Source organism: Streptomyces sp. B6B3, assembly GCF_039871525.1.
In the GTDB taxonomy this organism is placed as follows: Bacteria; Actinomycetota; Actinomycetes; order Streptomycetales; family Streptomycetaceae; genus Streptomyces.
This window is the reverse complement of the sequence record NZ_JBDPLU010000037.1, coordinates 14007-29516: the sequence shown is the minus strand read 5'-3', so window position 1 is coordinate 29516 and position 15510 is coordinate 14007. Positions and strand designations below refer to the sequence as shown.

The window sequence follows — 15510 nt, the reverse complement described above, 5'->3', positions numbered from 1 at the left end:
GCACATCGCCCGCAATCCCATCAACCACGTGACCTCCAACAGAGACGAACAGCGCCAGTAACGGCAAGGCGACGACGCGGAAGCCTGACCGACGGCCGGCGGCGACCCCCGGATCTCGCGGCCCACAGACAACCTCCCCAGACCTTCATTTTCGGACTTCAAAATGAAAAGAAGTCGTGCCCGAAGTGTTGACGCCGCATGTACCCGATCTATCATTCTTAGTGCCGAGCCACCGATCAGCGTTCGGTAATTCGAACGAACTCTGATGCGGTCCGTCACCGCTCAGAGCAGTACGGCTGGCCCGCGTCCGCTCTGGCCACCGATCCCGCGCCCTCCGCGGGACAAACCCGGCACGGAGATCACCGTTCGCGGACCACCCGTGCGCCCCGCGCCCGAGGCGACCACCCACGCACCAGCCCGTCGGCGCACCCTTCCACGACAGAAGGAGAGTGGCTTAAACATGTCATGGTTCCGTCAGAACCTGAGCCGCCGAAGAGTCCTGGCGACCACCGCCGGCCTCACCCTCGCGTCCACCCCGCTGGCACGCGCCGCCGCGACGCCCCGCCCACTGGCGACGTACACGAACCCGGTGATCTGGCAGGACTTCGCCGACATCGACATCATCCGGGTCGGCGACACCTACTACTACTCCGCCTCGACCATGCACTACTCGCCGGGCGCCCCGATCCTGCGCTCCTACGACCTGGTCAACTGGGAGTTCGCCGGCCACTCGGTGCCGAGCCTGGACTTCGGCTCCAAGTACGACCTCAACGGCGGGAGAGGATACGTCCGAGGGATCTGGGCCTCCTCCCTCGCCTACCGCCCCAGCAACGGCACGTTCTACTGGCTCGGCCAGATCGACTTCGCCCAGACCTACATCTACACCGCCACCGCGGTCGAGGGCCCCTGGAGCCGGCACACCACGATCCCCACCGCCTACTACGACGCCGGCCTGCTCGTCGACACCGACAACACCATGTACGTGGCCTACGGCAACACCCAGATCAGCGTCGCCCAACTCTCGTCCGACGCGCGCAGCCAGGTTCGGACACAGCAGGTGTTCAGCACGCCCTCCAGCATCGGAACCCTGGAGGGCGCTCGCTTCTACAAGATCAACGGCAACTACTACATCTTCCTGACCCGCCCGGCCAACGGCCAGTACATCCTCAAGTCCTCCTCCCCCTTCGGCCCCTACGAGCTGCGCCAGCTCCTCCTCGACCTGCCAGGACCGATCTCCGGCGGCGGGGTCCCCCACCAGGGCGGACTCGTGCAGACCCAGAACGGCGACTGGTACTACCTGGCCTTCGTCGACGCCTACCCCGGCGGCCGCGTCCCCGCCCTGGCCCCGATCACCTGGACCGGCGACGGCTGGCCCCAACTCCAACTCGTCAACGGCGCCTGGGGCACCTCCTACACCATGCCGAACCTTCCGACGCCGCCGAGGGAGGTCACACCGCTCACCGGCGTCGACACCTTCGACGGCACCACCCTCAAACCGCAGTGGGAGTGGAACCACAACCCCGACACCACCAGGTACTCGGTGAACAACGGGCTGCGGCTGCAGACGGCCACGGTGACCAACGACCTCTACTCCGCCCGCAACACCCTCACCCACCGCATCCAGGGGCCCTCCTCCACCGCGACCATCGAGCTCGACTACTCTGGAATGCGGGACGGCGACCGGGCCGGGCTGGCGCTCCTGCGCGACTCCTCCGCGTGGATCGGCATCAAACGCGACAGCGGCGCGAACAGAGTGGTGATGGTCACCGGCCTCACCATGGACAACAACTGGAACACCACGGGCACCGGCTCCGAACAGGGCAGCGCCACCGTCTCCGGCGGCCGGATCTGGCTGCGCGCCGACGCCGACATCCGCCCGGGCGCCGGGCGTCAGGGGCACTTCTCCTACAGCACGGACGGCACCACCTTCACCGGTCTCGGCCCCGGGTTCACGCTGAAGAACGACTGGCAGTTCTTCATGGGCTACCGGTTCGGCATCTTCCACCACGCCACCCAGGCCCTCGGTGGCAGCGTCACCGTGGCACGTTTCGAGCTGGCGGCCGAGCCCACCCCCACCCCCACGGCCGTGATCAGCCTGCGTGCGCGGGCGAACAACCAGTACGTCTGTGCCGAGGACGCCGGCGCCTCCGCGCTCATCGCCAACCGCACGGCGATCGGCCTCTGGGAACAGTTCGAGCTGTTCGAGCTCGGCGACGACACCATCGCGCTGCGCGCCATGGCCAACGGTCAGTACGTCTGTGCCGAGGACGCCGGCGCCTCCGCACTCATCGCCAACCGCACGGCGATCGGCCCCTGGGAATCCTTCCGGCGCATCGACAACGCCGACGGCAGCATCAGCCTGCGCGCCCTGGCGAACGACCTGTACGTCACGGCCGGAGACGGCGGCGCCTCCGCGCTCATCGCCAACGGCACCAGCATCGGCTCCGGGCAGTCGTTCGACCTGATCACCGACTGACCTGCCGGAGCCGTACGCGATCCGGGCCCACTTTTTCCCCTGATATTGGAGCCGACATGTCTCCCCGCACGAATCGAAGAAACTTCCTGGCCCTCTCCGCCACGGGCGTCGCGGCAGGTGGCCTGAGCGGTACGGTGACCGCCCCGGTCGCGCATGCCGCCGCCCCGGCGAAGGGCGGAGACACCAGTACCCTCGCCGAGAATCCGATGCGCCTCTGGTATCGCGGCGCCGCCGCCGAATGGCTGCAGGCGTTGCCGATTGGGAACGGCCGGTTGGGTGCCATGGTCTTCGGCGGCGCCGGATCGGAACAACTCCAGCTCAACGAGGACACAGTCTGGGGTGGTGGTCCTTACGACCCGGCCAACTCGGCGGGTCGGGCCAACCTGGCGGAGATCAGGCGGCGTGTGTTCGCCGGCGACTGGTCGGGGGCCCAGTCGCTGATCGACAGCAGCTTCATGGGCAGCCCGCTGGGCGAGATGCCCTACCAGACGGTCGGCAACCTGCGGCTGACGTTTCCCTCCGGATCGGCCACGGACTACTACCGTGAGTTGGACCTGTCCACGGCGGTCGCCCTGACGCGCTACGCCCAGGGCGGCGTCACCTTCACGCGTGAAGTGTTCGCCAGCGCGCCGGACCAGGTCATCGTCGTTCGGCTGACGGCTTCGGCTTCCGGTCGGATCTCGTTCTCCGCCGCCTTCGACAGCCCGCAGGCGAACTCGCGGCACTCGCCCGACCCGCTGACGATCGGCCTGGACGGATCCGGGGAGACCGTGAGCGGCCTCACCGGCCGGATCCGGTTCCGCGCCCTGGCCACCGTCCGCTCCGAGGGCGGCTCGGTGACCAGCCAGAACGGCACCCTCACGGTCAACGGCGCCAACGCGGTGACCTTGCTGGTCTCGATCGGCACCAACTACACCAGCTACCGCGACCTGAACGGCGACCAGAACTCCCGCGCCCTCACCCCACTGGGCAACGCGGGCAGCCGGCCGTATGACGAGCTGCGGTCCCGCCATGTGGCGGACCACCAGCAGTACTTCGACAGGACCTCGCTGGACGTCGGCTCCACCTCCGCGGTGGACCTGCCCACGGACCAGCGGGTGTCGGGCTTCGCCGGTGGGAACGATCCGCAGCTGGTGTCGCTGTTCTTCCAGTTCGGTCGGTACCTGCTGATCTCCTCCTCCCGCCCGGGCACCCAGCCGGCCAACCTCCAGGGCATCTGGAACGACGCCCTACGTCCACCGTGGAGCTCCAAGTACACGGTGAACATCAACACGGAGATGAACTACTGGCCCGCCGGACCGGCCAACCTGATCGAGATGCTGGACCCGGTCCTGGACCTGGTCGACGACCTCGCCGTCGCCGGCGCCCGAACCGCGAGTGTCCAGTACGGCGCCGGCGGGTGGGTGTGTCACCACAACACCGACGGCTGGCGCGGCACCGCGCCGGTGGACGGCGCGCTGTGGGGCATGTGGCAGACCGGGGGCGCCTGGCTGGCGCTGCACATCTGGGAGCACTACCGCTTCACCGGCGACCTCGACACCCTCCGCGCCCGCTACCCCGCGCTGAAGGGGGCGGCGCAGTTCTTCGTCGACTCGCTCGTCCAGGACCCCGGCACGGGCCACATGGTGACCTGCCCGTCCAACTCCCCCGAGAACCCCCACCACTCCGGCGTCTCGGTCTGCGCCGGCCCCACCATGGACATGCAGATCATCCGCGACCTGTTCGCAGCGGTCGCCGAAGCCTCCGCCCTCCTGAACACCGACACCGACTTCCGAAACACCGTGCAGTCACTGGCCGGCCGCCTGGCGCCCACCAAGATCGGCGCCCAGGGCCAGATCCAGGAATGGCAGGCCGACTGGGACGCGGGCGCCCCCGAACAGGGCCACCGCCACGTCTCCCACCTCTACGGCCTGCACCCCAGCAACCAGATCACCCCCACCGGCACCCCCGAGCTGGCCCAGGCCGCCCGGGTCACCCTGGAACGACGCGGCGACGCCGGCACCGGCTGGTCCCTCGCCTGGAAGATCAACTTCTGGGCCCGGCTCGCGGACGGCAGCCGCTCCTACAAGCTCCTACGCGACCAGCTCACCCCCGACCGCACCGCCCCGAACCTGTTCTGCCTGCACCCGCCGTTCCAGATCGACGGCAACTTCGGCGCCACCGCCGGCATCACCGAATGGCTCCTGCAGTCCCACACCGACGAACTCCACCTCCTGCCCGCCCTCCCACCCGAACTCCCCAACGGCACCGTCACCGGACTACGCGCCCGCGGCGGCGACACCATCGACATCACCTGGGACAACGGTCAGATCACCCACGCCACCCTCCACACCCACCACGCCCACACCATTCGCGTGCGTGCCAGGACGCCGATGGACGTGACCACCGAGAGCGGGGAGCAGGTAACCGTCGAACGGCCCGAGGCCACCATCGTCTCGTTCACCGGCACGGCCGGCACCTCCTACCGCCTCACCGCTCGCCCCACCCCGGTGATCAGCCTCCGTTCCCGCGCCAACGACCAGTACGTGTGCGCGGAGAACGCCGGGGCCGAACCGCTCATCGCCAACCGCACCGCCATCGGCCTCTGGGAACAGTTCGACCTGATCGACCTCGGTGGTGACGCCCTCGCGCTGCGGGCCCGCGCCAACGACCAGTACGTGTGCGCGGAGAACGCGGGCGCCGAACCGCTCATCGCCAACCGCACGGCCATCGGCCTCTGGGAGACCTTCCAGCGCGTGAACAACGCCGACGGCAGCATCAGCCTCCGCGCCCAGGCCAACAACATGTACGTCGCCGCCGACAACGCCGGAGCCAACCCCCTGGTCGCGAACAGCTCCGCGGTCGGCCCCGAGGAATCGTTCGACCTGATCACCGAGTGATATCCGACCCCACGACCGGACGGGGGCTCGCGGTCGACCGACGTGGAATCAGCGTTGGAGGCACCGTCCTCAGTGGACGGTCACCGCGGTCCCCCGGTCCGGTGGCACCGGCCAGCAGGTCGAGCGCGGCCGCGGCGATCTGGTCGAAGGGCACCCGCACGGACGTCAGGGGAGTCGAGAGACGACTGACGATGAGGATGTCGTTGTACCCGACCAGCGAGACGTCTCCCGGCACCTCCAGGCCCAGGGTCTGGAGGGCCGACAGCGCGCCGATCGCCGTGTTGTCGTTGATGGCGAACAGCGCCGTCGGCCGCGGCTCGAGGTTCATCAACGTCCGCGCCGCGTCCGAAGCCCGACTCGATGCCGAAGGTCGACTCGACGACCCGCGTAGCGTCGTACTGACCACGGCCGGTGCGGCTTTGGCAGAGTCCGCGCCGCCCGCGCTGGCGGCGCTGGACCGGGCATGGGACACCGCCGGAACAGCGCGGCGGCCGGTGAACTGGGCACGATGCGCCTCGGTGCCGCCGTCGACACGGACAACGTCGTAGCCGGAAGGCCCCCACGTTGTCCGTGGACACGGCCCAACTCAGTGTCGCCGACGGATCGTCACACCCGAGGCGGAAGGCGTGCCGGGGATGGTGGGCGGCTCGCTGTCATCGCCGGCCGCCCGGGTTCTGGCTGAGCAGGTGCTCCCTGAATCCTTCGCCGTAGGTGCTGGTCGGCGTGCCGTTCCAGTCCTCGATGAGCACGCTGCCGCCGCCGCAGCCCCACGGGTTCCACGTCCAGGCCGTGTACCCGATTTCGTTGGCGTCCGCCCAGGTCATCACCTGGTCGATATAGTCGTGGGCGCAGGTGTCCTGACCGGTCTCACCGATGTGGACCGGCGCTTCGTCGGCGACCGCGCCGATGGTGCTGTTCCAGCACGCGGTGTCCACGCAGGCGTTGAAGTTGTAGGAGTGCCACGAGGCCATCAGATTGCCGGTGGGGTCGGACGGCTTGAACTCCAGCCATCGGCTGAGGTTGTTGGTCCACTCCAGCCCGCCGGCCATGATCACGTTGGTGGCGCCGGTGTCGCGCACCGCGTCGACGAGGTCCTGCATGCCTGCGACCTCGTAGCCGATGCCGGCGCAGGAGCCGCCGTCGCGCAGGCAGGTCCACGCGGCGGTGGGATCCGCCCAGTTGTTGGCCGCGTCGGGGTAGGGCTCGTTGAACAGGTCGAAGATGACCGCGTCGTTCCCCTTGAACGTCGCGGCGACCTCGGACCAGAAGGTCGGGGTGTAGCGCATGTTCGGCATGGGCTTCTGGCAGGTGGCCGCGACGTCCGGACAGCCCGCGCCGGGACCTGTGTACTCGCCCCAGGTCCAGTGCAGGTCCAGGATCACGTTGATGCCGTTGGCCACCAGGAGGTCCACGTAGTCCCTGACCTCCCGCTGGTACTCCGCCGCGCTGGGCGCTGTCGCGGGCAGGTTCTCGGTGCCCAGCCAGCACTCCTCGTTCAGCGGAACCCGCACCGTGTTGACGTTCCAGGTCAGCATCGCGTCGACGGCCGCCTGATCCACCGGTCCGTCGAAGATCTCCTTGCCCTGGACACAGCCGAACTCACCGCCGGACCGGTTCACACCCAGTGGGCGGAACGTGGAACCGGCCTCGGTGACCAAGCGGTTGCCCGAGACCTGCAGCTGGGGCGCCGCGGCTGCCGCATGTACCTGGTCGTCCGCGGCGGCCCCGGCGGCCGCCGGTGAGGCGACCACCGGGGCCGGGACGCCGAGTCCGGTCACCGAACCCGTCACCAGCGCTCCGACGACGCCGAAGGCCCGCAACGCCCTTCGCATGCTCATTGCACTCTCCCTCGATACATGTGGATGACTGATCACGCCCACGCGGGCGCCCTCCTGACACCCGCCGACCGCCGAACCGATCAGCCGTGGGGGCGGCGGGTCCCGGTCAGCCAGTGAAGTTGACGTCACTGCAGAAGTAGTAGGACTGGTCGAGGTGGCTGGCCTGCCAGATGGTGTAGACGATGTGGTGGCCGGTGCGTCCGGGCGCGTTGACCTGGACGGTCGTGGAGGAGCCGGTGGGCATGGGGCCCGTCTCGGTGACCAGTTCCAGGTCACCCCAGCCCAGGCGTTCGGTGGTGGGATCGAAGCCCTGTTCGGTGACGTACACGCGGATGTAGTCGGCGCCGTGGGAGGAGGTGTCGTTCAGGTTCAGCGTGAAGTTGTTGGGGCGGTCGACGGCCTGCCAGGGACCCGGCTCGTCGAAGGCGGCGAAACGCCCGTTGTGGGTCAGGCCAGCGCTGCAGAGCTGCCCGTCGGGGATGGCGCCCTGGTGGTCGCCGCCGACGCCGTCGCGGTGCAGGCCGTTCCAGCCCCACATGGCGTCCGCATCGGCGCGCCACGCCTGATAGCACATGGGGTCCTCCTCGGCCCAGGTGTCCTGCCAGAAGACGGGCGCCCACCGCTCGTAGCAGCTGAAGTGGCGGGCGGGCGGGTCGTTGACCGCGCCGTGGGCAGAGGCGCTTCCGGTCGCCATGGTGGCCAGAAGGGCCAGGGAGGCCGCCGACGCGCTCAGCGCCCGGCGGAGGGTGGGGGTGGTCAAGGAGGGCATCCTCATCTCCTGTTCCTGGATGGAGGACAGCGTGGGTGACAGCGCTGGTTGCCCGGCAGTCCCGGGGAAGCGGTGACGGTCCGGGAGCGGCGTCGAGCCGGGCGTGGTCGTACCGGGGGCCGTGGCGTGGCGGTGGCCGCCACCGGGAACTGCATTTGGGAGCGCTCCCAAGCTGGGAGCCTAGCGGGAGGGCGTCGGCGAACGGAACCGCCTTGCACCCAATTTCTGTTCTGAAGCAGAACTATTCAACGTGCAATTGGGACGATTTGACGGTCAATGACGCCCATTTGACCCTCAGATGCTTCTGTTTGAAGGGCCTCGGCGTGCCGCGCCTGCCATTCCGCAGCCGCTCACGTCCCGGAGTTCGGCAGGCAGCGCCCACTCCGTGGAGCCCGCGTCATCGGCTGCCGCCGCAGTATGCTGCTCGGGTGGGAGCGGTGCGGGGGCGAGGCGGTCATGACTCGGCGCTCGACGTATGGTTCGACGCATGGCGGTCGGTTCCCCGGGCGGCCCAGCCGGTGCTGCGGGAGCTGGTGATCCGCGGACCGCAGTCGCGCACGGCGCTCGCCCGCAGGCTGGGGCTGTCGCCCGGGAGCCTGACCCGGCTGGCGAAGCCGCTCGTGGAAACCGGGCTGGTGGTGGAGCGCGGCGTTGCCCACGACCCGGTTCACGGCCGGCCCACCCGCCCCCTGGAAGTGGTGGCCGAGGGACTGCACTTCCTGGGCTTCAAGATCACGTCCGACGCTGTGTACGGAGTCCTCACCGACCTGCGAGCCCGTGTGGTGGCACAGCGGAGCACACCCTTGATGGACTTCTCCCCGGCCACGGTGATCGCGCAGATCGGCGAGTTGGCGGACGCCCTCGTCGTCGCCGGCGGCAGGCCACCCGTGGCCGCCGGCCTCGCCCTGGGCGGCGACGGCCACGCACCAACGCCGGTCGGCGAGAGCGAGCTGCTCGACTCCGGACTGCTGGGATGGGAGCAGGTGCCGCTGCGGCGCCTGGCGAGCGAGCGCCTCGGGATCTCCTGCGTGCTGGAGAACGACGTCACCGCGCTCGCCCACCTGCGGTGGTTCGGCGACGCCGGCGACACCCCCGACTTCGCGCTGCTCAGCATCGGCGACGGCATCGGGTACGCCCTGACGATCCACGGCCGACCCGTGCGGATCACCGAGGCGGACATCGGCCTGTTCGGCCATCAGCGCCTGGCTCAGGACGGGCCGCTGTGCCCCGCCGGGCACCGCGGCTGCGCAGTCTCCTACATCACCACACGCGCGGTGGTCATGGCGGCGGCCCAGGGTCTGGGACGCTTCCCCGCCTACGAGGAGGTTCTCGACCTGGCAGCCACCGGAGACCCCGTCTGTTCCCAGGCGGTACGGCAAGCGGCATGGGCCCTTGGTGTGCTGATCGCCACCATCTCCGCCACCACCATGGTCAAGACCGTGACTCTCGCCGGGGAGTCCGCGGGCATCGCCGACGCGGCCCGGGAGGACCTGGAAAGCGGCATCACCGCCCGACGCGGGAGCCCCGAGGGCATCACCATCACCGTCATGCGGCACGACTTCCACGAATGGGCCCGCGGCGCAGCCGTGGTCGCCATCCGTGATCACGTCTCAGCCCTCTGACCACCCGGACACCGGCTCGGGCCGTCGCCCGTCACTCCGGCCACTTCGTCGACGTCACACCGACTCGGCGGCGTTCCCAGGGCCTGGCACGCGGCTTCGCTGCGGCGTCCTCCTGAGCGCTCGCGCGAGCAGGGAGTAGGGGCCCGGCGCCCGCACGAGGGCAACGCCGCCGAGGCGCAGGTGAACGCGGGCACTGGGGAGTGGCCTGCCCCCTGAGCCTCTCGCTGTGAACCGGCCCGACCAAGTGGCTCGATACCGCCAAGCATCCGCCGCCCGGGCGGGCCTTCCCTCACCCGAACCTGAGCGATTCGAGAAGGAAGTCCACACCATGCCACCCTGCTCGAACTGCGGCGGCTTCCGCGCCGTCGCCATCACCACCGGCCAGCGGCTCCCGGACACCTCGCGGGAGACCGCCGTCGTCCACTGCACCGCGCACCATCCCGACCAACCGGGCAACGCCCCCGCCCTCTACCGGATCCCGGACGCCGCGCTCCTGCTCAACCTCAGCCGCAGCGTCATCTACGACCTGATGCGCACCGGGCGGCTGCGGACCGTCAGCGAGGGACGTTCGCGCCGCATTCCGGCTTCGGCGATCCACGAGTACGTCGCGCTCCTAGAGCGCGAGGCGGAGGCGTGCGATGCCCCAGCGCCGCACTAGAGGAGACGACGGAATCCACTGGGACCCCAAACGGCAACGGTGGATGGCGACCGCCAACCTCGGATTCGACGAGAACGGCAAGCGCATCAAGAAGCGTGCGAGTGGGCGGACGAAAACCGAAGCCAACGCGAAGCACAAGAAACTGCTTCGCGAGCACGAGGAGGGCAACAGCGCTCCCGCGCCCGACTACACGGTGGAGGAGGCCGTACTCAACTGGCTGGCTCACGGCCTGGCTGGTAAGGCCGCCAGCACGGTGGAGGACTACGAGATTCTGTGCCGCACGCACGTGATCCCCGCCTTGGGCAAGCGGGCGTTGGCCAGCCTGACGGTCGACGATGTGGACAGGTGGCTGGTCCTCAAGGCCAGGACGCTCAGCACACGGACGCTCCAGGCGATCCACTCCTGTCTGAGTCGCTCGGTCCAGCGGGCCATGGTGCGGGAGAAGGTGCACCGCAACGTCGTTACCCTGTGCGAGGTGCCGACCGGCCGGCCAGGACGTCCCTCGAAAGCGCTGACGCTGGCCCAGGCCGAGGCGGTGCTCAACGCCCTCGAAGGCGATCCGCTGCACGCCTACGTCGTCGTCTCGCTCCTCACCGGCGCGAGGACCGAGGAACTGCGTCCGCTCGCCTGGGATCACGTCGACCTCGTAGGTCGTCCGGACACCAGGCCGCCCGTGCCGCCGCACATCGCGGTGTGGCGTTCGGTTCGGGACGGCGGTGAGACCAAGACAAGGAAGTCCCGCCGGACACTGGCACTCCCCGCGCGAGCCACCGCGGCGCTCCGGGCGCAGCTCAGGCGGCAACAGCAGCAGCGGAAGGCCGCGGGAGACGGATGGAATGAGAACGGGCTCGTCTTCACCTCGGAGGTGGGAACCGCGCTGGACGCTGCCAATGTACGCAGAGCCTTCCGGCGGGCGCTGGGGAAGGCGGAGGGCATCGATCCGGCGGAGTGGACGCCTCGGGAGCTGCGGCACAGCTTCGTGTCGCTGCTGTCCGATCACGACGTTCCGGTGGAGGAGATCGCCCGGCTCGTGGGGCATGCGGCCACGGCGACGACGGAGAAGGTGTACCGGAAGCAGATCCGGCCCGTCATCCAGTCGGGGGCAGTGGCGATAGACCGCATCTTCGGGGCCTGAGCCCCGAAACGGGATCCGTAGACACTCAGAGGCCCTCTCCCGATCGGGAGAGGGCCTCTGACCTGTGGAGCTAAGGAGAATCGAACTCCTGACCTCTTGCATGCCATGCAATCCACGGCCCTCCACCACCAGCCGTCCCACCCCGCTGACCAGCCCGAACAGTCCACCCACGTCCCCGGCCGTCCACCCCCATCCACCCCCGTTGTCACTCAGTTAGTCACTCACCCCGCTTCCGGGTCGTCGAGCTAGGACCGCGTGAGGACCACCGTCCACGCAGCTCGCGGTGATCACTGGTGGCGGTTCGCGTTGTGATCCGGGCGACCCGACACGAGAGCGCGACGTCGAGCTGGAGTCAGGAGTCGTTCTGTGCGCCCTCCGGGAGCGTTCTCGTTTGTGCTCTGGCGGCATGCGATGGGGCCGTCGATCTGCCTGCCCGGGATTGAGATCGCCCGGTCGACAGGTCGGGGTCGCCTCGCGAAGCATCCGGAGGCGATCTTCCCTCGACCGTCTGAGCGGTGCCTCGTGTTCACGCTGACAGCACGAGGGCCACCGCGGACCGGGGCCGGAGGATTAGGTCACGGATCACGGCCGATCCGCGGACCATTGACACCTCTCGCCGTGTGGGAGTCGGGGGTGCGTCGTGGGTGGCCTGGGCGTCGGCTGTGTGGACGGCGACCGACACCGTTCGGGCAGGGGCGGCCAGGTGCACGAACCGGACTTCCACCGGCTGTGCGGCTGGTGATCCGTTGATGAGGATCGCCCCCTGAGTGCCGCTCGTGTTGACGAAGCCGGCGGCGTTCGCGAGGCCGTCGTGGCTGGCCGCGCAGACGGCGAACGGTCCGGCTCCCAGCCCGGCGTCCACGCTGAGCAGGCGGAACGCGCGGGTCTGGGGCCAGAGGGTCGCGTGGGAGCCGTGCCAGTCGTAGATGGCCTGTCTGATGACGGCTCCGCGGGCGTTCTGGTCGGGGTGGAGGGGCACGTTGCCCGGCAGGGCCGACATGAACGCGGCGCCGGCGATCGAGGGGTCGCGGGCCAGCCGGAGGAGGGTGTCCGCGACGAAAGACACCGCGGCTTCTCCCATCACCTCGGGGGCCGAGGTGTCCGCGGCGTAGTTGTGGTTCCACTCGTTGACGTAGACGGGCAATGCCCCGCGTCCGGCATCGCTCAGCAGACGTCGCAGTCCGGGCAGCCGAAGCTGCCCCACGGGCTCGGCGCCGTAGCTGTGGATGGAGACGAACTGGAGGTCCGTGGGTGACAGCCGGCTGTCGCGGAGAATCGTCCCGATCGCACCGAAGTCTCCGCCGTGCCGGTCCTCCCCCGGGCCGCCGACGAGCACCTCGGAGTCGGCCTCCCGGATGGCGCGGACGGTCTGCGCGTACATCTGGACCGCGGCGGCCGCCTGGGACGGGAACGGACTGTCGGTGATGTCGACCATGGCGTCGGTCATCGGCTCGTTGAGGATGTCGATGGAGTCGATCTTCGAGGCGTAGCGCCGCACCACCGTGGTGATGATGTGCCGCCAGACGGTCCAGTCGACGGGGATTCCGTTCACGGCGCCGTTGTGGGTGAGCCAGCCGGGAACCTGGAGCAGGTTGAGCTGGGTGGTGATCCCGTGAGCCTTCGCGTGGTCGAGCCAGGAAAGCGCTCCCCAGTCCCAGGTGTCGGGGTCTCGCACGCCCCCGGTGCCGTCGCGGTATTCCTGGAGAGTGAGTGCGGGATACGGGGTGTCGAAGAGCCGGTTGAGGTGCAACGTGCCGCGCTGAAAGGTCACGCCGGATGCGGCGAGTTGCGGGTAGACCGCCGCCTGGTGGTCGCGGGAGGGCTCGTTGGACAGGCCGAAGAGCAACGGGGAGGCGGCCGGGTTGAGGACCGCCGCGATGTCCACCGTGACGACTGCCGGGGCCGCGTCGGGACGCCGCGTGGCGCGCCGGTGGGAGGTCATGGCAGTTCCAGGGAGCGGTGGTCGCCTGCTGGCGGGCCGAGGCGTACCGGGTCGGGCGTGACGCCGGTGAGGGTGAGCGTGTCCGAGAGGAGGCAGGCGTCCCGGTGTGTCCCGTTGTCGCCGTCGGCCGGGGCGAGGCTGGGATCTTCCTGGGAGCACCGCGGCTGGGCGTAGGGGCAGCGGGTGTGGAAGCGGCAGCCAGGGGGTGGGGAGGCAGGATCGGGCAGGTGGTCGGGGACGCGGATGCGGTCGGTGGGGCTGTGCCGGGGGTCGGGGTTGGGCACGGCGGAGAGCAGCGCTTCGGTGTACGGGTGCCGGGGGTTTCGGTAGAGCTCGTCGACGGTGGCCTGTTCGATGAGCCTGCCGAGGTACATGACAGCGACGCGGTCGCACAGATGCTCGACGACCGAGAGGTCGTGGGAGATGAACAGGTACGTCAGGCCGAGTTCGTCCTGCAGGTCACTGAGGAGGTTGAGGATCTGGGCGCGGACGGACAGGTCGAGCGCGGAGACCGCCTCGTCGGCGATGACGAGGCGAGGCCGGGTGATGAGAGCGCGCGCGATGTTGACGCGCTGGCGTTGGCCGCCGGAGAACGCGTGCGGGTAGCGGCGCATGTACTCCGGACGCAGGCCGACGCGGCGCAGCATGTCCGCGACCCGGTCTTCGAGTTCGGAGCCCTTGGCGAGTTTGTTGACCAGGAGAGGCTCGCCGACGAGTTGGAGCAGGGTCATGCGGGGGTTGAGCGAGGAGTAGGGATCCTGGAAGACGACGCGGATGTCCCGCCGTAGGGGGCGTAGGGCCTTGTTGCCGAGGGCCGCGACGTCGACGTCGGTCCCGTCGTCACGGGTGTAAGTGACGCTGCCGGTGGTGGGCCGCTGGGCACCCGCGATGATGCGTCCGAGGGTGGACTTGCCGCAGCCGGACTCGCCGACCAGCCCGAGGGTCTCCCCGGGCCGGATGACGAGGTCGACGCCGTCCACCGCGCGCACCGGCCGCCCGGCCCCCCTGAGTAGGCTGCGGCGGGCCGCGTAGTGCATGGTGACCCCACTCACCCGCACCAGCGTCCCCTCGGCGGGCGCGCGTGGCGGCATGGCAGCCTGCCGAACCGAAGGGCTGAGCGGCGCGGTGGGCGGGTCCGGTTCCGGCCGGGGCGTCGCCGTCCGGGTCGGGAGGACACAGCGGACGTGGTGGTCGTCGCGGATGGCGACGACGGGGGGTGAGTCCTGGTCGCAGACGCCGGGGACGGCCAGGTCGCAGCGGGTGTGGAAGGGGCAGCCGGCGGGGCGGTTGGCGGGAGCCGGTACAGCGCCACTGATGGCGGCCAGGCGGTGCCTGCGCTGCTGGCCGAGGCGGGGGACGGATCTCAGCAGTGCCTGGGTGTAGGGGTGTTGCGGATGGTGGAAGATCTGGTCCACCGGTCCGTGTTCGACGACCGTCCCCAGGTACATCACCGCGACCTCGTCGGCGATCTCGGCGACCACCGCGAGATCGTGGGTGATGAACAACATGGACATCCCGGTCTGTTCCTGCAACTCCCCCAGCAGGTCCAGGATGTGGGCCTGGGTGGTGACGTCGAGGGCGGTGGTCGGCTCGTCGGCTATCAGCAGTTCGGGACGGCAGGCCAGGGCGAGGGCGATCATGGCGCGTTGGCACAGGCCGCCGGAGAGCTGGAATGAGTGGGCGTTCATCCGCGCTTCCGGCTGTGGGACGCCCACCCGGCGCAGTGCGTCGATGCCGGCCTGCCAGGCTTCGTTCCGGCTCATGTCGGTGTGCAGCCTGATGCTTTCCACCAGATGGGAGCCGATGGTGTGCATCGGGGAAAGCGAGGCCATTGGTTCCTGAAAGACCATGGATATCTCGCCACCACGCACCGCACGGAGTTCCTTGCCGCCGGGATCCAGGCTCATCAGGTCGACCGGAGCCTGGCGCCCGCCGCCGTGCCAGAGCGCCTGACCATCGACGATCTTTCCGGGCGGATCGATCAGCCGCAGGACGCTGCGGGCGGTGATGCTCTTGCCGCAGCCCGACTCGCCGACGACCGCCACGGTACGCCCGCGGGGCAGGTCGAGATCGACGCCGTCGACGGCCCTGACGGTGCCTTCGTGGGTGGTGAAGTGGGTCCTGAGGTTCCGCAGGCGCAGCAGGGGTGAGGGGTCTTCGGTCCGGTGCATGAGGTCTCCCGACGGGACGG

The 15510-nt window shown here is 69.5% G+C and carries 9 protein-coding genes and 1 pseudogene; 5 read left to right on the top strand and 5 right to left on the bottom strand.

The features are described from left to right. Window positions 1-460: 460 nt before the first annotated feature. Together ABGB06_RS37680 and ABGB06_RS37675 are read left to right on the top strand one after the other, a co-directional pair. Window positions 461-2059: pseudogene (locus tag ABGB06_RS37680) on the top strand (glycoside hydrolase 43 family protein); the annotation flags it as partial. Between the two features lie 473 nt (window positions 2060-2532). Next, window positions 2533-5355, top strand: coding sequence for a glycoside hydrolase N-terminal domain-containing protein (locus tag ABGB06_RS37675; RefSeq protein WP_347599583.1), 2823 nt, complete (start codon window positions 2533-2535; stop codon window positions 5353-5355). On the opposite strand, the gene ABGB06_RS37670 is transcribed toward ABGB06_RS37675, so the two are convergent. From ABGB06_RS37670 to ABGB06_RS37660, 3 genes are all read right to left on the bottom strand, one after another. Next, a complete protein-coding gene (locus ABGB06_RS37670) occupies window positions 5345-5761 on the bottom strand; it encodes a substrate-binding domain-containing protein (protein ID WP_347599629.1) in 417 nt (138 codons plus the stop codon). The two genes, ABGB06_RS37675 and ABGB06_RS37670, sit on opposite strands and share 11 nt — an antisense overlap. 247 nt (window positions 5762-6008) lie before the next feature. Further along, a complete protein-coding gene (locus ABGB06_RS37665) occupies window positions 6009-7193 on the bottom strand; it encodes a cellulase family glycosylhydrolase (protein ID WP_347599580.1) in 1185 nt (394 codons plus the stop codon). A gap of 106 nt (window positions 7194-7299) precedes the next feature. Beyond that, window positions 7300-7962, bottom strand: coding sequence for a lytic polysaccharide monooxygenase auxiliary activity family 9 protein (locus tag ABGB06_RS37660; RefSeq protein WP_347599577.1), 663 nt, complete (start codon window positions 7960-7962; stop codon window positions 7300-7302). A 428-nt stretch (window positions 7963-8390) separates the two neighbouring features. On the opposite strand from ABGB06_RS37660, the gene ABGB06_RS37655 reads away from it, so the two are divergent. From ABGB06_RS37655 to ABGB06_RS37645, 3 genes are all read left to right on the top strand, one after another. Next, on the top strand, window positions 8391-9584 hold the full coding sequence (locus ABGB06_RS37655; RefSeq protein ID WP_347599575.1) for an ROK family transcriptional regulator: 1194 nt from the start codon (window positions 8391-8393) through the stop codon (window positions 9582-9584). A 328-nt stretch (window positions 9585-9912) separates the two neighbouring features. Next, on the top strand, window positions 9913-10242 hold the full coding sequence (locus tag ABGB06_RS37650) for a helix-turn-helix domain-containing protein (RefSeq protein WP_347599572.1): 330 nt from the start codon (window positions 9913-9915) through the stop codon (window positions 10240-10242). Then, entirely contained in the window at window positions 10223-11377 is a 1155-nt protein-coding gene (locus tag ABGB06_RS37645; protein WP_347599569.1) for a site-specific integrase, read from the top strand. The genes ABGB06_RS37650 and ABGB06_RS37645 overlap by 20 nt, the downstream gene beginning before the upstream one ends. A gap of 526 nt (window positions 11378-11903) precedes the next feature. Here ABGB06_RS37645 and ABGB06_RS37640 read toward each other — a convergent pair. After that, window positions 11904-13319: a hypothetical protein gene (locus tag ABGB06_RS37640; RefSeq protein WP_347599566.1), complete on the bottom strand. Its 1416-nt coding sequence runs from the start codon at window positions 13317-13319 to the stop codon at window positions 11904-11906. Beyond that, on the bottom strand, window positions 13316-15490 hold the full coding sequence (locus tag ABGB06_RS37635; RefSeq protein WP_347599563.1) for an ABC transporter ATP-binding protein: 2175 nt from the start codon (window positions 15488-15490) through the stop codon (window positions 13316-13318). Before ABGB06_RS37635 ends, ABGB06_RS37640 begins: the two co-directional genes overlap by 4 nt. Window positions 15491-15510: the final 20 nt, after the last annotated feature.

What these genes read in the sequence shown, in the direction of transcription:
- ABGB06_RS37675 (WP_347599583.1), top strand. Translation starts at nt 2,533, where the DNA reads ATGTCTCCCCGCACGAATCGAAGAAACTTCCTGGCCCTCTCCGCCACG.
- ABGB06_RS37645 (WP_347599569.1), top strand. Translation starts at nt 10,223, where the DNA reads ATGCCCCAGCGCCGCACTAGAGGAGACGACGGAATCCACTGGGACCCC.
- ABGB06_RS37635 (WP_347599563.1), bottom strand. Translation starts at nt 15,490, where the DNA reads ATGCACCGGACCGAAGACCCCTCACCCCTGCTGCGCCTGCGGAACCTC.
- ABGB06_RS37660 (WP_347599577.1), bottom strand. Translation starts at nt 7,962, where the DNA reads ATGCCCTCCTTGACCACCCCCACCCTCCGCCGGGCGCTGAGCGCGTCG.
- ABGB06_RS37640 (WP_347599566.1), bottom strand. Translation starts at nt 13,319, where the DNA reads ATGACCTCCCACCGGCGCGCCACGCGGCGTCCCGACGCGGCCCCGGCA.
- ABGB06_RS37650 (WP_347599572.1), top strand. Translation starts at nt 9,913, where the DNA reads ATGCCACCCTGCTCGAACTGCGGCGGCTTCCGCGCCGTCGCCATCACC.
- ABGB06_RS37665 (WP_347599580.1), bottom strand. Translation starts at nt 7,193, where the DNA reads ATGAGCATGCGAAGGGCGTTGCGGGCCTTCGGCGTCGTCGGAGCGCTG.